Origin of the sequence: Nonomuraea aurantiaca (assembly GCF_020215705.1) — a bacterium.
In the GTDB taxonomy this organism is placed as follows: Bacteria; Actinomycetota; Actinomycetes; order Streptosporangiales; family Streptosporangiaceae; genus Nonomuraea; species Nonomuraea aurantiaca.
Genome location: NZ_JAIWNB010000053.1, coordinates 11,672 through 31,473, shown reverse-complemented (window position 1 = coordinate 31,473; position 19,802 = coordinate 11,672). Strand labels below are relative to the sequence as shown.

At 64.3% G+C, this 19,802-nt stretch carries 19 protein-coding genes and 1 tRNA gene; 5 read left to right on the top strand and 15 right to left on the bottom strand.

Annotated features, from left to right (window positions below; all coding sequences use genetic code 11):
• Positions 1-155: 155 nt before the first annotated feature.
• Complete coding sequence (locus tag LDL49_RS53485) at positions 156-542, bottom strand: response regulator transcription factor (RefSeq protein ID WP_225302651.1); 387 nt, start codon at positions 540-542, stop codon at positions 156-158.
• A gap of 116 nt (positions 543-658) precedes the next feature.
• Here LDL49_RS53485 and LDL49_RS53480 point away from each other — a divergent pair.
• The 4 genes from LDL49_RS53480 to LDL49_RS53465 all read left to right on the top strand — a co-directional run bounded on the left by LDL49_RS53480 (position 659) and on the right by LDL49_RS53465 (position 6,274).
• Positions 659-730, top strand: a tRNA-Arg gene (locus LDL49_RS53480).
• A gap of 945 nt (positions 731-1,675) precedes the next feature.
• A complete protein-coding gene (locus LDL49_RS53475; RefSeq protein WP_225302650.1) occupies positions 1,676-2,905 on the top strand; it encodes a DNA methyltransferase in 1,230 nt (409 codons plus the stop codon).
• A 26-nt stretch (positions 2,906-2,931) separates the two neighbouring features.
• Positions 2,932-4,890 carry an ATP-binding protein gene (locus tag LDL49_RS53470; protein ID WP_225302649.1) on the top strand — a complete coding sequence of 653 codons (1,959 nt, stop codon included), beginning with the start codon at positions 2,932-2,934 and terminating at the stop codon, positions 4,888-4,890.
• A gap of 16 nt (positions 4,891-4,906) precedes the next feature.
• On the top strand, positions 4,907-6,274 hold the full coding sequence (locus tag LDL49_RS53465; protein ID WP_225302648.1) for a DNA double-strand break repair nuclease NurA: 1,368 nt from the start codon (positions 4,907-4,909) through the stop codon (positions 6,272-6,274).
• Between the two features lie 152 nt (positions 6,275-6,426).
• Here the strand turns inward: LDL49_RS53465 and LDL49_RS53460 are convergent, their stop codons facing one another.
• From LDL49_RS53460 to LDL49_RS53405, 12 genes are all read right to left on the bottom strand, one after another.
• Positions 6,427-7,791 (bottom strand): tyrosine-type recombinase/integrase, encoded by a 1,365-nt coding sequence (locus LDL49_RS53460; protein WP_225302647.1) that lies wholly within the window; start codon positions 7,789-7,791, stop codon positions 6,427-6,429.
• A gap of 11 nt (positions 7,792-7,802) precedes the next feature.
• On the bottom strand, positions 7,803-7,997 hold the full coding sequence (locus tag LDL49_RS53455; RefSeq protein ID WP_225302646.1) for a helix-turn-helix transcriptional regulator: 195 nt from the start codon (positions 7,995-7,997) through the stop codon (positions 7,803-7,805).
• Positions 7,998-8,172: 175 nt separating this feature from the next.
• Positions 8,173-9,351 (bottom strand): DUF3631 domain-containing protein, encoded by a 1,179-nt coding sequence (locus LDL49_RS53450; protein WP_225302645.1) that lies wholly within the window; start codon positions 9,349-9,351, stop codon positions 8,173-8,175.
• A gap of 23 nt (positions 9,352-9,374) precedes the next feature.
• Positions 9,375-10,301 (bottom strand): bifunctional DNA primase/polymerase, encoded by a 927-nt coding sequence (locus LDL49_RS53445; protein WP_225302644.1) that lies wholly within the window; start codon positions 10,299-10,301, stop codon positions 9,375-9,377.
• Positions 10,302-10,592: 291 nt separating this feature from the next.
• A complete protein-coding gene (locus tag LDL49_RS53440) occupies positions 10,593-11,039 on the bottom strand; it encodes a single-stranded DNA-binding protein (protein ID WP_225302643.1) in 447 nt (148 codons plus the stop codon).
• A gap of 26 nt (positions 11,040-11,065) precedes the next feature.
• Positions 11,066-11,284, bottom strand: coding sequence for a DnaJ-like cysteine-rich domain-containing protein (locus LDL49_RS53435; RefSeq protein WP_225302642.1), 219 nt, complete (start codon positions 11,282-11,284; stop codon positions 11,066-11,068).
• Between the two features lie 139 nt (positions 11,285-11,423).
• Positions 11,424-13,688: a P-loop NTPase family protein gene (locus LDL49_RS53430; protein ID WP_225302641.1), complete on the bottom strand. Its 2,265-nt coding sequence runs from the start codon at positions 13,686-13,688 to the stop codon at positions 11,424-11,426.
• A complete protein-coding gene (locus tag LDL49_RS53425; RefSeq protein ID WP_225302640.1) occupies positions 13,685-14,089 on the bottom strand; it encodes a hypothetical protein in 405 nt (134 codons plus the stop codon). The genes LDL49_RS53430 and LDL49_RS53425 overlap by 4 nt, the downstream gene beginning before the upstream one ends.
• A complete protein-coding gene (locus LDL49_RS53420) occupies positions 14,089-15,096 on the bottom strand; it encodes a DUF2637 domain-containing protein (RefSeq protein WP_225302639.1) in 1,008 nt (335 codons plus the stop codon). Before LDL49_RS53420 ends, LDL49_RS53425 begins: the two co-directional genes overlap by 1 nt.
• Positions 15,093-15,476, bottom strand: a complete 384-nt coding sequence (locus tag LDL49_RS53415; RefSeq protein ID WP_225302638.1) for an RRQRL motif-containing zinc-binding protein — start codon at positions 15,474-15,476, stop codon at positions 15,093-15,095. The genes LDL49_RS53420 and LDL49_RS53415 overlap by 4 nt, the downstream gene beginning before the upstream one ends.
• Complete coding sequence (locus tag LDL49_RS53410) at positions 15,476-15,805, bottom strand: WhiB family transcriptional regulator (RefSeq protein ID WP_225302637.1); 330 nt, start codon at positions 15,803-15,805, stop codon at positions 15,476-15,478. The genes LDL49_RS53415 and LDL49_RS53410 overlap by 1 nt, the downstream gene beginning before the upstream one ends.
• Before the next feature lie 22 nt (positions 15,806-15,827).
• Positions 15,828-15,995, bottom strand: coding sequence for a hypothetical protein (locus tag LDL49_RS53405; protein WP_225302636.1), 168 nt, complete (start codon positions 15,993-15,995; stop codon positions 15,828-15,830).
• 330 nt (positions 15,996-16,325) lie between these two features.
• On the opposite strand from LDL49_RS53405, the gene LDL49_RS53400 reads away from it, so the two are divergent.
• On the top strand, positions 16,326-17,690 hold the full coding sequence (locus tag LDL49_RS53400) for an NsdA family TPR-like regulatory protein (protein ID WP_504854027.1): 1,365 nt from the start codon (positions 16,326-16,328) through the stop codon (positions 17,688-17,690).
• On the opposite strand, the gene LDL49_RS53395 is transcribed toward LDL49_RS53400, so the two are convergent.
• Positions 17,687-18,595 carry an aminoglycoside phosphotransferase family protein gene (locus tag LDL49_RS53395; RefSeq protein WP_225302634.1) on the bottom strand — a complete coding sequence of 303 codons (909 nt, stop codon included), beginning with the start codon at positions 18,593-18,595 and terminating at the stop codon, positions 17,687-17,689. The genes LDL49_RS53400 and LDL49_RS53395 overlap by 4 nt on opposite strands.
• Complete coding sequence (locus LDL49_RS53390) at positions 18,595-19,284, bottom strand: GntR family transcriptional regulator (RefSeq protein ID WP_225302633.1); 690 nt, start codon at positions 19,282-19,284, stop codon at positions 18,595-18,597. The genes LDL49_RS53395 and LDL49_RS53390 overlap by 1 nt, the downstream gene beginning before the upstream one ends.
• Positions 19,285-19,802: the final 518 nt, after the last annotated feature.

The window sequence follows — 19,802 nt, the reverse complement described above, 5'->3', positions numbered from 1 at the left end:
GCGAATGGCCTGAACGGGCGGTAGTGTGCGTGCCACGAGCGTAGGTCCTTGCGTAGTGCGAACTTTGGTCGGTTCAGCACGGCAACCTACGCTCGTTCACTTTTACACCGCATCTCGGACGCGACCGGTCGCGGGGCCACTGACACCTCAGGGACTCAGACCCGGCTTCCCGTCGCAAGCTCGCGGACCACCTCAATGAGCTCCGCCGGGTCGAACGGCTTGGTGAGATAGGCGTCGACGCCGATCCCTCGCCCCCGCCTCTTGTCATCGTCCTGCGCCCGCGCCGTGATCAACATGACCTTGATGTGGCTGGTCGCCTCATCGGTACGCAACCTCTGCGCTGTCACCCAGCCGTCAAGAAACGGCATCATCACGTCAAGCGTGATGACATCGGGCATGACATCGAGCACCCGCTCGAGACAGTCCTGCCCATCGGTGGCGGTGGCGACTTCGAACCCTTCCAGGCTCAAGTTCACCGCGATCAACTGACGGATGACCTCGTCATCGTCCACGACCAGTACCCTGCCAAGAACCTCGCCCACGGCCGCAAAGCTACCCGTAGTGGCGCGGTCACGTGGGGTTTTCCTCGGATGTGTGGCTGGACCTTTATCGTGGTGCGGAGTGGTGGCCCGATACTGGTAGCCTTATCACTCGTTGAGCCCCCTTAGCTCAGGGGATAGAGCACCGGCCTCCGGAGCCGGGTGCGTAGGTTCGAATCCTACAGGGGGCACACGATCTTGACCGGCGGTTTGGGCCGCTGACCAGGGCAAACAGCGCAGGTACGGGCGGGCCTCCAGTCTCACGGAGTCCCGCCCGTTCTCGTTGACGCTCGCTGACTGTGGACCAGTTGTGGACCATGATCGAGCTTCCATCAATCCCCTTCAGCGCGAGGCAACTCACGTCACCTGTGCTTCCACAGTGTGATTGTCTTCGCCGCAGGTCAGCGGATCTCATATCGCCCAGATGCTGGCCTCGCCGGTCTCCGACACCTTTCCCGCCCAGTCCACGCAGGTCCTGGGTGATCCGCAGCGAGGCGTACATGCCGCCCGAGGTCGTAACAGCTGCTTGGTCTCCACACCCAACCAGACCCGCCGCTGACGTGCGGTCGGCGCGACCGTCCCGATGCGGTTATTTCAATCCATAACCACGAACGGGAAGGTTCCCAGTATCCGGTAGGAGACCGCGTGGTCGATGCTGTAGTCGGCCCACTGGGAGCAGTCGCCGACCTACCCACTGACATGCCGATCCATCTGCACACAGTTGGGGAGCGTGTATTCGTTGATACCAAGATCCCACGCGATGTGCGCGACGGGCCTGCCGGCCTCTTTGAGGATTCGCACTGCCCGGCCCTGAAGCAAGCGACGCCTCGTGGGGGCCAGTACGATCGAACCTCCCCCGCTTCGGTCTCCACGTCACGAGGAGAAGCCCAGTGTCGCCACCCTGGGATGGCGGCTACTGCCCATTTATCCTGCTCACATTCTTCATTGACGTTAGGGCGCCTCCATCTAGCAACACGGACGAATTGCGCAGAAGGTGATCAATCGGGAGAAAGGGGATGCCATATGACACGTTGAAAGTTTTGACTGTACTCATCGAGTCCCTGGCGTTATGATCGCTGAGTTTGGGCGTCGATTGCGCAAGCCAGCGCTGGACCAGCAATAGAAGACCAGAGGCGATGGACACTTTCGAGAGCGGCCACGGCTTTGAAGACCTCCCCCCAGAGTGGCGGTCGGTCTCTCGGCGCTGGGGACATTCCCTGCACAGCCTCTGTAGCTACTTCGCCATGTTTCCGCCTCAGCTCGCTCGTTTTTTCGTCAATTGGCTTACAGAGCCAGGGGATGCCGTTTATGACCCCTTTTCTGGCCGCGGCACCCTTGCGCTTGAGGCTACTTTGCAAGGTCGCCGCAGTTTTTCGAGTGATGCCAATCCCTTGGCCGTTGTGCTCTCGCGGGCCAAGACGCGGATCCCAAGCCAGCGGGCACTGCTGAAGCGACTCGCGGAGCTACGAAATGGATACGCCTCGGCGTCCATTTGCATCGACGATGAGCCCCCTCACATTGCCATGCTGTATAGCGATGCGACCCTTATGCAGTTGGTTTGGCTTAAGAGTCAGCTCGATCCGCGCGACGATGTGGATTGCTTCTGGATAGCCACGATTCTTGGCATGCTGCATGCCAATCACGAGAAGAGCGGCGCAACTCGGGGATTCTCCATCAGCATGCCGAACACTTTCGCGATGGCGCCCGGCTATGTGGCTCGATACATCAAGGAGCACGGACTTGAGCGGCCAACGGTGGACGTCTTCGCGATGTTGGAACAGCGCCTGGGTCGCCTCAACCTACCGACGGCTAAGCGGGTAAGTGGGCGGACATGGCTGCATGACGCAACGGCACCACCACCCGCTTGGCTGGTGCGGGAGAGACCAAAGATGATCTTCACGTCTCCCCCTTACCTCCAGGTGATCAAGTACGGCAAGTACAACTGGGTGCGGCTGTGGTTTCTCGGTGAGCAACCCAGCGAGGTGGATCAGCGCCTCATGGCATCCGCTTCCTTGCAGCGCTACCTGGCCTTCATGGAGGTCGTTTCCAAGAATCTTAGACAAGTGGTTGCCGAGGATGGTTATGTGTGTTTCGTCATCGGGGACGTTCGCCGTGGCGAGGCTGATCTTAACCTCGCCCAGGCTGTCTGGGACAACGTGCTGCGGGCTCAGGGGTGGCATCTGCACGGCATCATCGCTGATGAGATTCCGCAGCAACGCAAGGTAAGTCGCATCTGGAAACACAACAGCGGCCGTGCGACCAAAGTCGACCGACTGCTGTTGCTTAGCCCAACCCCGCGAGGCCTGCCGGACATCGTGAAGCCATCTTGGGATGCCCATCGGACATTCGCGGACACTCGCACCTGACCCCCGGTAGGCAATGGGAGTTGCCGATGTCGTCTTCGATCGTGCAGGAGCTTAAGGCTCTGGCTAGCGTCGATCTGTTCGAGGAGTGCCGCAAACAGGACGCCTTTGTTGGGCGCCCCTTCTACCTCGACTTCGACCGACTCCGACTGATGAGCAACGACAAGTGGAAGCGGAGCGTGGGTGGCGTACCCGCTGGAGCGTTCCTGCTGGCTCTGTACGGCGGGGAGCCAGACATCGACGAAGCGATCCTCCTGCGAGTCCTTCAGCCCACGAAGCTCCCGACAGACGACGACATGGTTATGGCCATGGTCGACCACTACAAAGAGGCTCCCCGCGAGGACAGCGGCGCACCGCTCGATTCCTACACTCGCGCCGAGTTCCAGTTCTCCGGGCTTGAGTGCCGCGTCATTGGCACGTTCTACCGCAATGGGGACGGCGCCATTCGCTTTGCGGGCGACCTGGACAACTTCTACGCCCCACACAACTACAAGGTCGTGAAGCCCAGCGGCAAGGTGCTGGAGTACATCGTCAACTTCCGTGAGGATGGCATCCCTGGCGGCAAGGGTGACGAGCGTATCGGGAAGGTCCGCTATAGCTCCAGCCTGCGTCATCACCCAGGCGATGAGGTGCCCGTGTACGTCACGGCTCTCGACTTCCTCGGCAAGCGCACGGCCCTCTTCGGCATGACGCGGACCGGCAAGTCCAACTCGGTCAAGAAGATCATCCAGGCCACGGTCGGCATCTCCAAGTCCGGAATCAAGATCAAGGACGAGCCGATCAAGCGGGTCGGCCAGATCATCTTCGACATCAATGGCGAGTACGCGAACGCGAACCAGCAGGACGAGGGCACGGCAATCTTCGAGCAGTACCCCGATGAGGTGACTCGGTACAGCGTTTTGCAGAAGCCCGGCTTCAAGGTCATGAAGCTCAACTTCCATCGTTCCATCGTAGACGGACATGCGCTTCTTGCCGGATTGCTCAGCGAAGATACCAGCATCTATACGAAGGCCTTCTGTAGCATCGACTGGACCGAGCCGGACAAGGATGATTATGGTGCCTCGACACGCTATGACGTAAAGAAGGCCGTCTACCGATGCTGTCTCAAGCGCGCCGGATTCGACGAGGGCGGCGAAAGGGTTCGCTTCAAATCCAATACGGAGATCCGTGCAAGCGGCATCCCAGGGTTGGATAGCGTCGATCCGAGTGCGGGCATCTCACTCGATGATGCCATCGCGTGGTTCACTGCAGCATGGGAACACTACGATGATGCGGATGGCCCGTTTCAGAAATATAAGCGAAAGAACAAGGGGCGCGAGTGGGCTGATGAGGACACGCAAACTCTGCTTCGGTTCCTAACGCGCAGGCCTAAGCCAGGAGGCGCGCCAAACGAAGCCGGCTTCCGTAAGCTTATGCGGCACAAGGATCTTCACACCTCAACCATCGGCAAGCCATTCGAGCAGGAGATCGTTGACCTGCTACGAGAAGGCAAGATCGTGATTCTGGACCTGTCCCAGGGCGATCCCGACGTCCAGCGCACCTACTCCGAGAGGGTAAGTAGGCGGATATTCAACGATGGCATGCAACACTTCATCGACAACACGCTGTCTAACTTCATCCAGATGTACTTCGAGGAAGCCCACAACCTGTTCCCTCGCAGGGACGATAAGGATCTGAGCCAGATCTACAACCGGCTGGCCAAGGAAGGCCAGAAGCTACGAATTGGGCTGTGCTATGCAACCCAGGAGGTCAGTTCGATCTCTAGCAGCATTCTCAAAAACACACAGAACTGGTTCGTCTCCCACCTGAACAACCGCGATGAGCTTCGCGAGTTGGACAAGTACTACGACTTCGAGGACTTCACCGACAGCCTGCGGCGGACGATCGACAAGGGCTTCATCAGACTGAAGACCGACTCCAATACATTCATTGTGCCGATCCAGGTTGACCCGTTCAAGGTCGAGGGCCCTAGTGATGGCCTATTCTAGCCGCGGGCGCAAGCCTATGGAGCGGGCGAGCAAGATCTCACATGCCAACATCATCGCTTCGCCTGAGGTCCAGGCACTCCTGAGCGAATGCTCCATTCCGAGGGTCGCGGATACGGAGACGATCGCAGAACTCCTTGTTCAGGTGCCAGACCCGGAAAAGCAGCCGATCAAGGCTGTAATAGCCGTGGATGGCAGCTTCCGCGAAGCTCTGGTAAGAGACGAGTTTCCGTCAGCGACCCTGACATTCTTCGCCTTCGGTCCGCTTTACTTCAAGCTGGAAGATCTGCGTCAACTGGATCACGAGACCTTCATTGCTCCCGAGGATCTGGCCAAGCTGAAGACGATCCAGCGCTTCCCGCTCGCAGTGCCGACACGGAACATCTCCCGGAGAGGACTTGGGTTGCAGGACTCGATCCGCCTGACCCTGCACGAGTTCCTCTTCAAGCGGCACCACGACGACGAGCCCTTGGGCGTCACGCTCCGGTGGCTGGTCTTTCGGCAGTGGACGGGCGATAGGACGCAGAGTCGGACGCTTGAACACTGCCCTAACCTGGGTTGCACCCGCGAGAAGATCGTCCTGCTGCCGGACACACCCGATGTGTTCGATTGTCAGGTCTGCGGCAAGCCGATCTACCTGGCCGACGTGCTGCGACTGCACGAACTGGTCGACGATGAGCAGGGGGCCAGCCGTATTACCCCGTACCTGTTGTCCGCTCTGGAGACGTTGGCACTGGTACATCTCATCCGGGCGCTCTGGGAGATGAAGCCCCTCCTGCTCCGCGAGGTGCTGTTTATCAAGGACGGCCCTCTAGCGCTGTTCGGCCAGGTATTTACGCTGGTTGAGCCGCTGAAGGACCTTGCGACCTTCTTGGGTCAGTTTCCCGACCCGGCCAACCCAACTCGTACTCTGCCGCTGCTGAACGTGGTGGGCTTGGAGAAGAGCGGGTCATTCGTGGAGCACGCTGCCAACATCGAGAAGAGTCTCGACAAGGCTCAGGATGCTGCGCGCGCCGATGGTATCGATGCCGGCGTGATGCTCCCGCTGTCCAACGAGTACATCTATAAGTACGTCATTCCCGGCGATCCGGGCAGTACCATCCCCTACGGTCAGAACACCTACTGGGGCGGCAAGATGATCTTCAAGGCGAAGGATGGCAGCACATATGTGGCCACTGTCCCAACCTTCGGAGGCCACAAGTCCAAGCCTGAGTTCAAGGACTTCATGAACCTTACCGAGGTGCTCGCCGCGGTGTCGGAGCTGCGATGCTCGATGTACGACAACGCCTTGATTCCGGTGGCCTTGGCTAACCGGCTCGTGTCGCTGTCCGAGGCTCCCAGCAGCCGTATTCTAGAGACATTTGCAAAGGACAGTATTCGGCGATAAGCGCAGTAGCACAATTTAGAGATTGAGGGACCTCCGGCCCGCCCTCCTTCGTTGGGCCTGGCCGGGGTCTCCAGTCGCGCATCGGGGTTCCGCCTCTTCGCTGGCCCTCACCGCTTGAGCGCGTGGTTCAGACTCCTACCGGTTAGCCTCGATCATGTTTCAAGCGCAGCCTCGATCCGGCGATTGATCTGGCTGTCGCGCCCGTCGAGGCACTTGGCGTACCGCTTGAGGAGGACCTCCACGCTATTTCCTGCGCGCTCCGCAACCACCGTTGCGTCAACACCTGCGTTGAGCCACGTCGACAGGGCGGCGTGGCGCAGGTCATAGGGCTTGCCAGCGAGGGGTGAGACGACTTGTTGCGGGGTCAAGGCGAAGCGGCGAGCCTCTTCCCAGGCCCGCGAGTAAGTCGAAGCGCCGAGGACGCCACCGCGTTCATTGCGGAACAATCGGCCGTCCATGGCTGTGCCAAACTCTTCGAGGTGAGCCCGCAGGATGCGCACCAGTTCAGGCGGGATCGGCACGGGCCGGACCTCTCGTTCCCCTCGCTGCTTGAGCCCGCGCTGGTCGTGCACGGTCCCGCTGTCGGTCCACTGCTTGCCGCTGCTCGGACGGGTGACTTCGAGAGTGAGCAGCCCCCATCCCTCCTCTGGCAGAAAACAGTCGGCTTCTCTGATCGCGATCGCCTCGGCTGGGCGGAGGCCGGCGAAGTACAGCGTGGCGAAGAACGCCACGAGGCGGCGTCCTCGTGCGCGATGCCAACTGCCGACGTAGGAGAGGCTCACGAGGAGTTCGCGGGCCTGGGCGGGGTTGATCACGCATCGCCGATCAACGGTGTTGTCCCTGGCCACCTTCTTCTGCTTGACGCGCTTGAGTGGGTTCTCGGTCAACTCGCCGAGGTCGATCGCGTATTCAAGAGCGGTGTTGAGGCCGCGGCGTCGGCGGGCCGTCGTGTCGGCTGCCGCGCGCTTGCCGTCGCGCGTGAGCGTGAGTCTCTCGCAGACCTCGCGTGCCACGATGGGGTCTGCGAGGTCGCTCACGTTGATGGTGCCCTTTTGGAGCAGGCGAATTGCGTAGTCGAGATGAGACGGGGCCGGCTCGTCTACCTGGCGCGGTATGAGAGCCCACTGCATCGCGGCTCTGATCTCTTTCTTGGAGAGGCCAGCGGCCTCGCCGGCCAGAAGGGCGAAGGTGGCGACCGTGAGACTGTCCACGATGCTCTCCCGGGTCTTGGCAGCGGCACCCTTCCACCGCATGCACACATACTTCCGGCAAAAGTCATACCAGCTCAGAGCAGCCTTTTCCGTCCTCGTCATGGAGGCGGGCAGGCCGGTGAGTGTGTCGAAGGGTTCGCCCCTCTTCGCGGCCTTGAGCAGGTCAGCGCGGAAGCTATCCGCGAGCGCCTTGGTGAGGAACGCCTTGGACTTCGGCTCTGTGCCGACCTTCCATCGAAGCTGGTACGGCTTGGCGCGGCCCTTACGGTTGCGGATGCTCCAGATCACGACGTCGTGGGTCTGCATGTCGCCCCTTCCTAGGCTGCGCTCTGCTCGAAGGTGATGAGCCAGGCGTCCAGATCGCATCGGCGGACCTTGCGCTTGCCGTTGGGGAGTTTCAGGGACCTTGGGCCGCGGCCGGTGTTGAGCCAGCGGTAGAAGGTGGATTTCGGGACGTCGATCTCGTCGAGGACTTCGGCGATGGTGAGCATGGTCTTGGGGCGCGTTGGCATGGTGGTGGCTGCCTTTCGGGCATGGTGATCGGTGCGGTGGATGGTCTCGGCGGTTGTGCTTGGCGGCTGGTCGCCGAGGGGGCTAACGGGTGGGTGTGGCGGGGGGAGCCGTCCCAGCCGTCCCAGGGTCATTTCCGCAGGTCAAGCCTGGGACGGCTTGTTTTGGTGGGACGGGTCATGCCGTCCCGGCCATCGGAGCCGTCCCGCTCTGACCTGCGCTGACGAGGCTGGGACGGCTGGGACGGTTGTCCCTCTCGATCGGTACGACGTCGGCCTCTGGGACGGGGCCGAGGCTGGGGCAGTAGCGCGCCCAGGCGTCGGCGAAGTCGGCGCGCTGATAGCCCTTGGCCTGCTGGCCGTTGGGGAAGCGGATGTTGCCTGAGCGGATGTCGTACTCGCGCAGCATCGTGCCGAGCTTCATCGCGGTCAGTCCGGCCGGGCCGCACTCTCCCCATTCGCTCTCAGGGTCGCTCCTGAGCCGCTCCAACAACACGGCGGTAGGAAGTGCGGTCTCTGAGCCGAAGGCGGTCCGGCAATTGGTCAGCAGCCGTACACGGGCCGAGCTCTGGTCGTTGTCGTCGGCCTCGGCGGTGAGCATCAACGTGGCGGAGCGGGCGCGATCTGGCCAGTTCTCACCCGCATGGTCGGCAACGATGACGAGAGGTTCCCAGGTGTCGGCGGCGCGGTCCTCTACCGGCATGCTGGGCTCTGCCCCTTCCAAGACGGACAGGTCAGCGCGGAGCCACAGATTCAGGTCGGTGGCCAGGTCGCGGAGGGCGGGCCGGTCCCGTCGGTGCCGGTAGGGAGCGGCGGTTTCGCCAGGGGCGCGGCGGCGCATGCGGATGACGACGGCGCGGTCTTCGATGGTGTCGGGCATCGCACCGATGCCGGCGAGTGCGGCCATGGCGAAGGTCGGAATGTTTTCGACGCGGTTGGTGGCGGCGTCGTAGCGCTTGGCCGGGCGGTTGCGCTGGTGTCCGGCATTCAGCAGGCCACGGAGGTCTTCGTTGCCGTCGGCTTTGGGGCCGAAGATGGTGTCGGCTTCGTCCACGAGCATGGTTGGCGGGTCTTCGGTGATGGAGCGGTAGACGGCGGCGCTGGATGAGTTGACGGTGATGAACGGCTCGTGACAGGTGGCCTCCACTACGTCCAGGAGTCGGGACTTGCCGCAGCGCTTCTCGGGGCCTCGGATGACCAGCCGGGGAGCGTGCGCCCATGCGGGCTGGGCGTGGGTGGCGGCGATCCAGAGGGTGACGGCGTCGGCGGTCTCAGGGCTCGGCAAGATGACGTAGCGGGTGAGCGCGGCGCGTAGCCGGTCGAGCAGGGCGGCGCCGGCGAGTGTGTGGTCGTTCATGGCTGGTGCTCCTTGGCTGTTGTTCATGCGGCCCTGCAACGGCGTGGCTGGGCTTTCATGCCTGCGGACAGGCCCGAGGCGATGACGGCGGCGATCTCGCGAGGCGGGTTCGGATCGCCTTCGGCGTTCGCGGTCTCAGCTGCGGACTGGAGGGCGGTGATGACGACCTCGGCGGGCAGCACGCCGCGTGTGACGAGCTGGCCGAGGTTGAAGGCGGCGGTGTTGAGCGCGCGGTTGCGGGTGCCGCGTTGGGCAGCGGCCACGCGTTCGACCTCGCCGCGTAGCGCGGCCTCGCCGTACTTGGTCAGACGGTGATCGGGCAGGCTGGCCAGCAGATCGGCGGCGCTCATCGAGGGCGGCGCGGCGGGTGTGAGCGCTTCGGCGAGCCAGGCCGGAAGCGGTGCGGGTGGTAGGTCGCGAGTGATCTCGTAAAGGCCAGTGCCGTCCCGCTGGATGACGTGGCTGCCAGGGCCGACGACATAGCCGCCGCAGGCGCGGGTGTCGATCAGCCAGCCGAGGCCGCTCTTGTGGCCTGCGCTGTTGCGTAGCCGTAGACCCTTTGGCGGGGTGAAGTAGAGATGCGTGCCGCCGCGCCGGGTGCGGACGGTGAAGGTGTCGTCGGGGTACGGCTGGTCGTGCTCGGCGCACAGCAGGCGGAAGACGTGCTCTCCGTTCTGCGGGTGATGCTGGGGAAGGCCGGCGGGCGGGTGCTCGCCAGGCTTGGGCTGGTCGAGGTCGATCACGACCAGGCGGGACGGGCCGCAGGCGATGCCGACGTTGTACGGCTGGCGCGGCCAGAAGGCGGCGATCCGGTCGGTGTCGGTGGTGGCGTGCTGTTCCCAGTTGGTGAAGCCGCGCAACGGCTTCTTGCCGCGCGGGGTGAGCGGGAAGACATACCAGCCACGGGCGGCGGCCTGAAGAGCGGCGCGGGTCAGGTCAGGCCACCCCATTGGACGCCTCCTTGGCCGCAAGGAACCGGAGGCGGTAGCCCTTGGCAGGGACGTGAATGAGTGCGTCCAATGGGGTGGCGGCGCGCGCGTCGAGCGTGAGCCGACCTCGGCCGAGGTGGTTGAGGTCCTCCAGGTGTGGGCGCGGTGCGGTCGTTCGGATGAAGCGGTGGGGACGGATGCCGGTCGGTGTCATGCTGGCAGTGCCTTTCCTCGTGATCGGGGTGGGTGGCCTCGGCGGTTGTGCTTGGCGGCTGGTCGCCGAGGCCGTATCCCGGTGATGCGTGGGCGTGGCTAGAACGGCGGCTTGTCGCCCGTTGCGGCGGTGGTGGCCCATACGTCTGGCGCGGTGCCGTGGTGGCTGGTAGGGGCTTTGCGGGCCGCTCTGGCGGGCTTGGCGGTGGCGAAGCGCAGGGACGGGCCGATCTCGTCCACGGTCATCTCGAAGACGGTGCGGTGTTCGCCCTCGTGGGCCTCGTAGGTGCGCATCCGGAGCTGTCCAGAGGCGATGACGCGGATACCTCGGGTGAGCGACTCGCAGACATGCTCGCCGAGGTCACGCCAGGCCGAGCAGCGCATAAACAGGGCCTCGCCGTCTTCCCACTGCTCAAGCTGCTTGTTGTAGGTGCGTGGGCTTGAGGCGATGGTGAAGGTGGCGACGGCCGTACCAGTCTGGGTGAAGCGGAGTTCGGGGTCGTTGGTCAGGTTGCCGATGATGGTGATGGTGGTCTCGCCGGACATGGCGGGTTTCCTTCCGTGGAAGTGGGTCAGTGGGTGCCGTCGCGGTACAGGCGGCGGAGGTAGACGTAGAGCTGCCAGCCGAGGCGGGGCCGCATGCCGGTGCCGTTGCAGGCGCGGCACGTGCGGTTCTTGCCGCCGGGGCGGCATCGGATGCAGCGGCCCCAGGGCCACGCCAGGCAGACGATGATGTAACTGAGAGTGAGTGACGGTAGGCAGACTGCTAGAAGAGTGAGGACAGTAGCCATGTGGGCCTCCAGGGCCGTTTTCAGGGTTCTCGCAGGTCAGGGTCTAGGTGCTAGAGAGCAGTTCGAGTGCCGTTTTGGGCTCTAGGCGGGCCTCTAGACCTAGAGGGGTCTGCCTCTAGGTCTAGAGGCGATCGGGGCCTTAGGAAGCGGCGCTGGACCCTCTACCGCGATCACGGTGTGTGATGGCGGTGGTGATGTCGTCTCGGGCTACGCCGATGCGGTTCGCGCCCTTGCCGCCGCTCTCGGGCGTGCCCCAGACCTGCATGGTCTTGATGGCGTACGGCTTGAGCGCGGTCGTGAGCTGGGCCGTCTTTGCGCCGCCCTCCAGGCGCGCCCACGGGCCGTAGATGTCGGGCCGCAGCTCGGCGAGGCGATCCACGATTGCCTCGTTCCAGACCTTGGCCTCGGATGGCGGGACCACAGCCAGGATGTCGGCGAGCAGGTCGAAGGTGGGTGCGTGCTGCTCGGGCGTCTCTCCGAGGGCGTGCCCGCTCAGTGCTCCTGTGTTGGCCCGTAGCGCGTGGGCGCGGTCGGCGATGCGTTGCGTGGCGGGCGTGTCCAGGTAGGCGGTGCGCACCACCTTGGGCATCGGGGTTGCGCCGAGCAGGTAGCCGATACCGGCGTCCACCTTGGGCTGGAACACCGTGGCGCGGATGCCGTTCTTGTAGGCGGATGTGCCGAGGATCATGTCGTTTTCGAGCTGGCCGGCGACTCGCAGGCAGAACCGGATGGTGACGTTCGCGCTGATGCCGGTGGGCAGGCTGTCTTTGTCCGGGCGCTGGGTGGCCAGCACGAGGATCACGCCGAGGGCGCGGCCGAGCTTGATGATGAACTCGGCGTCCTCGCCTGCCTTGTCGCCGTACTCGGCGTGGGCGAACAGGTTCTGGCATTCGTCGAAGATGGCGACCAGCGGATGCAGTCCCAGTGAGCGTTTGTCGGCGATCTGCCGGGTGACCTTCTTGTCCGGGCACAGGTCGGGCGGCAGGGCCTTGAGGGCGGCGGCGCGGCGCATGACCTCCTTGCGGAGCAGCGTCAGAGAGTCGGCGGCGTAGCCGATGGCCTCGTCCTCGATGCCGGAGACGTAGCGGTGGCAGTTCTGTTCGTGCGGGTCGAGGTCGCCTGTGCCTTTGAGTTCGTGGATCCAGAGTTCGGCGCTCGGGTCGAGGGCCGCGCCGGAGGCCAGCACCCGAACCGAGGCGGTCTTGCCCTGGCCGGGCTGTGAGCCGATCAGGATGTTCTGCTCAACGACTGGTATGACGATGGCGCGGCCTCGCGGGTCGCAGCCGAACGGGATGCCCTTGAAGACGTCGTGAGAGCTGGCCTTGAGCAGCGGAGACTTGATGACGGTCTTGGACAAGTCCTTGTCTCCCACCCAAAGGATCAGCCGTCCCTCGTGGATGGTCGAGTCGCCCTCGGGCCAGATGCAGCCCAGCGGGCGGCGTAGGGCCGAGGCCATGCGGTCGCGCTTGTCCATTACGTCGGCCACAGTCACGCCGTACGGCAGGTCAATGTCCGCTCGCCAGCCGGGGCCGTCACGGGTGATCGGGGCGACGAACCGGATGGCGTCCTTGGGGTTCTTGGCGATGGCCTGGTTAATGCCAGCGATGCCGAGCACGGTCAGAGAGCGGATAACGATGTCGCTGGTGAGCTTCTCTACCGTGGACGATACGACCGCGCGGTTGATCAGCGGGCGGTCGGCGGGCTTACCGAGGATGCCGAGCGTGGCGATGGCGACCGCGAGCGCCATCCACTGCACGGGGTCCGTCTGATCGGCCACGATGACGCCCGCGATCAGCAGCGTGACGAGGGCGGCGATGAAGACCAGGGTGCGTAGCCGTACGCGGGAGTCACGCTGCCTGCTGAGCTTCAGGTACGCCTCAGGATCGGCCTTCTGGACGGCGGCCAGTCGTACCGGCTCGCCCTCCAGGTCGAAGGTCCATTTGATGACGCCACCCACCAGGCGCAGGAACCCTCGCGGGGCGCGTGCGGTCAGCCGTCCGCCGTACAGCGGTACCCGGCAGACCTGGTATCCGGCCACGTGCAGGTAGTGGAGGCCGATCCACTCGACGGTCTCGACGGCCTCCGTCCGGGAGCGCAGCCACAGCGGGACGATCGGCTGTCGGCTGCGCGCCTTGGCCTCCAGGGCGGCCCGCCAGTCCGCTGCGGTCGGACCGGGTTGGTCGACCCGGACGACCGCGCCTTCCAGGACCGGTCCGTCCGCCTTCGCGGGGCTGTCCTCGGCGTCCGGCTCGGACCGGTCGGCGGGAGTCTGAGACTGACGTCCCGCGCGGGCGGCGTCCAGGTGGACGATGTCGGCGTCCTTGCCGTTCTCGTGGTCCGGACCGACAGACCGGTTCGGGTCCTTGTCGTCCTCGTGGTTGGGGTTGTCCTGCTGGTGGGTCATGATGTGTGCACCTCGTTTGACTTGCTGGTCGCGGGGTCCTGGGGCGCGGTCGTTGTCTTGGCGGATGAGGCCGCGCCCCATGTGGCGGTCAGGAACGATGCGCGGCCGGACCGCTGCTCGTCCGGTCGGTCTGCGGGCTTGTCGGTGGCGGTCGGGGTGTGCGGTCCGTCCGCTTCGGTGATGCCGAGTTCGGCGCGCCAACTGGCGGCGAGCAGCTTGGTACGGTCCTCCGGGAACTGGCGCTGGGTCAGTAGTTCGGCCAGCAGCATGGCGGTGATGGCTTGGTTGCGGTCGAAGGTTCGTCCGGGGTAGCCGGTGACGCTCCAGCGGCGGCCGCTAAGTTCGGCCACGTTCGGGCAGTCGTCCGAGGTCATGTGTGTGTCGGTGATGCTCAGGGTCATCAGGCGGCCTCGTCTTCGCGTACAGGCGGCATCTGGTCCGCGGGACCTTCCCTCTTCAGGTGCGATAGGAGCGCTCCGGCGCGGTCGGTCGAGATGCTTTGTCCTTGGCGGCGGATGGCGTCTCGGAGGCGGTCACGGGTCAGGGGTTCGCCTTGTGCCTTGAGGTCAGCGGCGATGCGGCGTCCGAGGGGGACGAGGTCGCCCACGTTCGGCGTCGGCGGCGGGGTCTTCTTGGCACGAGTGCGGTTGGGGACGGGGCGCTTGCGCGGGGCGGGCGGCAAGGACGGGGGGACGTTCTCCTGATCGATACGTACGGCTTCCGCTTTCATCGGGATGTTCTTGGGTGTGAGTTCGCCGAGGTAGTACAGGGCTCGCTCGCGGCGGGTGGCCTTCCAGCGCCAGAGCAGGCCATACCGGTCCTGTAGCTCTGTCTTGGCCAGGATGCGTTCGCGCTCGTGTCCGAGGGCCTCGGGGTAGCTGCAGATCTCCCAGAGCACCATGCGGCGCCAGAGTGCGACGGTCGCCATCGGCGCGAGTAGCCAGCGTGAGCGGCGGATCCCGTCCATGTGATCGGGCTTGGCCAGGTCGGCGCGCTTACGGATGACGTGGGCACCGACCTCGATGGCGATGACCCACAACAGGGGGAGTAGTGCGTGAGCGACAACCGCGAACCAGTCGGTATGACCGGGGGCGTCGAGGTATGCGGCCACGTTGAGGTAGACCGTCGCGCCGGTCAGTGCCCATGGGATGAACCGGAGCCAGCTCACCCGCATGCCGAGGCGGGCCAGCACGATATCGAGTGCCGAGAACACGGCGATGCCCAGGTCAATGCCGAGCGGGACCGTCCAGGCGAACCAGCCGAACGAAGGGCCGGCGGCGTGTGCGACGCGCTCGAAACTGTTGATGAACCCGATCAGGCCGAGCGCGCCGGTGACGGCGGCTGTGACGGCTACGGCTGTCCGCTCACCCTCGGTGAGGGGGCGGGGTGCGGTGTGGCAGACGTTCATGCGGTTACCTCCTCCGCGCAGTCGAGGCAGGTGCCGAGGTGGCGCGGCAGCACGTACCCGACATCCGTCAGGCAGTCTGGGCAGGTACGGCGGGCGGCGTTCGCCTTCAACAGGGCGATGCGCTGGCGGAGGGTCGCGGTGCGCTTGGGCAGGGCGAACCGCACGTCGTACAGGTAGGCGGCGCGAACGCCGGGCGCACCGTAGCGGCGGGAGCACCACAGCACTTGGGCCTGGACTCCCTGGCCGCCAGGGCGCAGCCCTTCGGCGGTGAGCTGGCGAAGGGTGAGCAGGTGAGGCGGGGCCATCTTCCACGGGTAGGTGGGGATGCTGTACCGGTCGCCGGTCGGGTCCCAGAAGCGGGCGCGGATGCGGCTTGTCATCAGGCCACCTCCAGGTCTTCCAGCTCGGCGGCGTGCTCGGCTACCTCTGCAGGCGTCCGACCCGCCCAGATGCCTGAGGCCGGGCGCGTCTCCAGCGCGTAGAGCTCGCAGAACAGCAGGGCCGGGCAGGTGGCGCAGACCTCGCGGGCGACGGCCTCGCGGGCGGCGCGTTCCTCGGTGGTCTCGATCGTGAGTCGAGGGCCGGTGTGCAGTTCGGGGTCGTAGGTGCATTCGGGAAGCGGCGTTTCGCCGTCCACGCGCCAGGTTGCTTCGACTTCGGCGAGCGACATGCGCGCCGGGTGGATCGGGCGGTTGGCGTTGTGTGCCACTGGTGGGTCTCTCTTCCTGCGGTTAGTTGCTGACGGTCTGGACGAACCGTGCGAATGACTCGGAAGCGCTCATGACCAGGTGTGCCGCCGCCTTGACGATGGTCGCCGCGCCCTCGGGGTCCTTCAGGGCGTAGAGGGCGGCGCAGATCGTGAGGACGGTGGGGAGCACCTTTCGTGGACGGACAAGCATGTTGAGCCCTTCGGTTCGAGAATCTGCGAACAGGTTCTAAGAGACATAGAACATGTACAGCTACGGAGAGTCAAGTCCTAGGCACCGACTGTCTTGGGTTCCTGCGGGTCTCGCCTCGCTCGTTCCTGCTGACTCAAGCCTTCCTCGCGGCGCGCTCCGCCAACACCGTGATCGCCCCCGGGACTGAATGCACAGGGGGTGCTTTACGGGGGTGATCTGGCCCCCGACCTGGAGAAACGCGCACCGCAGATTTATGGAATTCGCGCCGCGGAAGCCCCGTCCACGCCATGATTACGAAGGCTCGGATATGCGGAGGTGAAAGTGTCCCGAATGCCCAATGTGGCGCTGGCACAGGCTATGCGACGCGCAGATTGCTCAAATTCGGGACTTGCCTCACGAGTACGACAAATTGCCGACGAAGACGGCATAAGCGTGAGTTGCACGCATGTGGACGTCAAGCGCTGGCTTGATGGCGTGCAGCCTCGGCCGGCCACTGCACGGTTCATCGCCGAGGCCCTCAGCCGGAAGGCTGGCGTGACGTTCTCGTTGGACGATGTCGGCCTGGCCGGCGTCGTCACCCCGGAGACGCTTGAGGCCACACTCGCCCATGGCGGTGGCATCTCTGAGGTCGGAAGTCTGCTGCTGGGCCTTACCCGACGAGACCTAGCTGACGATCCTGTTGCCCTGCAATCCGTCGTCGTACCGGACGCTTGGGGAGAGTCCCTTATCGCGTGGTTGTTGTCGCGTCCTGAGCCTCTCCAAGGAAGAGAGAATGCTCGGCCATCCGTTGGCGAGTGGGACGTGTACGCAATCCGTGCGACCACAGAGATTTTCGCCAACATGGGTTTCCAGTTCGGCGGAGGGCACGCCCGAACTGCTCTTATCCAGTATTACAACCGCGAAGTCGTACCAATGCTCGATGGCAAGTTCAGCGAGCCCGTAGGACGCTCGCTGTACGAGGCAGCTGCGGAGATCACCGAACTGGTTGCCTGGACGGCATATGACCTCGGACGGCATGGCCTCGCGCAGCGGTACTTCCTCCAGGGGTTGCGCCTCGCACAGGCTTCGGGCGACCGCATGATGGGCGGCCTGCTGCTCGCCGACATGAGCCATCAAGCGAACTACCTCGGCCGGTACAACCAGGCCATCCAGCTCGCCCGCGCCGCCCAGGAGGGCTGCAAGGACGTAGCCACCGCCACACCCATGGCGTTGTTCTACGCGATGGAAGCACGAGCCCACGCAGGCAACGGTGACGAGGCTCAGTGCGCCCGCGCCCTGCTCCAGGCAGAGAAGTTCTTCAGCAAGCGCAGCGTGGACGACGACCCGCCGTGGTCTCGATACTTCGACGCGGCAGAACTGGCCAGCGAGGGAGCGCACTGTTACCGCGACCTCAGGATCCCGTCACAGGCCATGGAGTTCGTAGGCCAGGCTGTCGATCTCTGCGACCCGATGTACGTGCGGACGCTCGCCTTCGACCGCCTGGTGCAGGCGGCGAGCTACGGCCACATGGGACAGCCGGCGAGGGCCGCCATGGTCGCGCTTGAAGCCATCAATCTGGCCGGGCCACTCAAGTCCGAGCGCTACCTGCGGTACATCCGAGACCTCAGAACCGATCTCGTGGGCTACGAGTGCGAAGCCTCGGTCGAGGCCTTCAACACTCTGGTTGCCGAGAAATACCCGTCACTCGGAACTTAGAAAGCTCGCCACTGCCGAGGTACATCGGGGTTCTGAAGGCAGAAGAGACGGTTGCGGAACTCGTCTGCGATGGCCTCGTCCTCGCTGACGTTCTGCATCAGCCAGGTCGTCATCTTCAACTCGTTGATGTCCCTGAGCACGGGATAGCCCTCCCAGGTCAGGACATCGAATCCGTACCGTTCAGCGAACTGATCGTACTCAGCACAGGTGCCCCAACCCAGGCTGTGTTCGATGGCGGTGACAGCGAGATCGGTCTCGGGAGGGCCGAATGCGAAACGCTCAAGGTCGATCAGCACCATGGTGCCGTCGGTGGCCTTGATGAGGTTGTCGGAGTGAGCATCACCGTGGACGGCGCAGGCAGCGAGGGGAAAGTTCAGGGCCTCGTACGCCGTCCGCAACTCCCGCTCCTTTCTCAGCAGGAACCGGCGTTCCTCATCCGAAAGGACCTCGGTCGAGGAGATACGCTCCGCCACACGCCCAAGGATGTCGATCTCCGGGAGCGCCAGGTCTGCAGGGACAGACAGCTGATGGAGAACGCGCAAGACCTCGGCTAGGTCGACCAGAGCTGCGGAACCACCATCGTTCTCGATGAAGTGCCAAAAAGTCACGGGCCTGTCTCTGACGATGAGAGGCTGAGCGTGGTGAGTCGTCCGCGCCGCTGGTAGCCCCGCCTCGTGCAGCCAGGCCGACACGGCTACCTCCTTGCGGGCGTCATCAAGGACGTCCACGCTCCGGGCGATTCGCACTACGACGCGTTCGACGGCCAAAACGAACAGGGCGTTCTCTCCGAGGCGGATCAACCGCGCGTCGTCGCTTGCGAGGCCGGCGACCCGGCAGGCGTCACGAAGGGTCGCATGTGCTTCGTGAGAGGTAAAGGGGACTGCGGCTGACTGGAACACGGTCACTAGGAGCCCTTTGGTTGCGTCTTGACCACGCGGCCTCTACCGGCGCGCTTCTCGACTATCCCCTCTGCTTCTAGCAGCGCGAACGCTCGCCGGACAGTGATACGGCCAACCCCTCGCTCTTGGGCCAGTGCATTCTCTCCGGGGAGCACGGCACCTATGGCGAACTGACCACTGGCTATGTCCTGCCGTAGGGCAGCAGCGACGTCATCAGCGCGCGTGTGCGCATGATCGGGCCCACCGACGAACCACCCCTTTCCGTGGACGGAGGCGATCAGTTGCTCAGAGGCAAGCAACTGGAACGCCTGTCGGACAGTCCCCTTCGAGACGCCATGCTCATCCGCGGTCGCTGCTTCACCTGGTAGCTGTTGACCAGCCGGGAGGTCGCCGCTCTCGATGCGCTTGCGAATCGCCTCGGCGATCGTCTCGTACTGGGTCGCGGCTGTGCGCCGGCCTCCGGGTGGCAGTTGTCCTACCACGCAACGTCCGCGGCCTGCTTGGCTGACCACCAGTCCCGTGCGCTCCAGCTCGAAGACGGCCTGGCGTACGGTTCCTCGTGCCACGCCGTACGTGCGAGCAAGGACCGCTTCGGAGGGCAGCATGCCACCAGCGGGGGGATCTCCCTCGCGAATGCGACGGCGGATATCCTCGGCTATCCGAATGTAGGTGGGGCCATCCTTCGCCTTGCTCATCGCGCTCCCTCGCCGAGGCACATCGTCTCTAGGGTAGGGCGGACAGGCCAGGACCTGCGATGTATCGCGGTTTCACGCCTTCTTGGAGTCTTCCCCTCGATCGAGCTATGGACGCGATGTGGCGCCAGGATGGCTAACAAGTCTCCGTTGAGAGGCTCCGAGCGCGATCCACAAGGGTTGTGACGCTCTACGCATCCCCCGGAGCAGCGCCTACGCCAGATGCGGGTGACCGTACAGGCCGCCGCCTCTTGGCCGGCCTCGTGCCACCACGCCACCTGGATTCGATGTCAAGATCGGCCGGGTCTCTGCATTCGTGCTCCTTCTCAAACTCCGCGATGAGTAGCATCCAGATCTCACGCGCGTGCTTGTAGCGTCCCCTACCGGCTTCTTCGTAGCCCTCGATAGGCGCAGCTCGGAGAACGAGGAACTGCCCACCCTGATCCGCCCACTCGTACACGCCGCAGCACGACGTCTCAGTGATCCGAATGTGGTCCGTCCGAGGGCGCAGATAAGGTTCC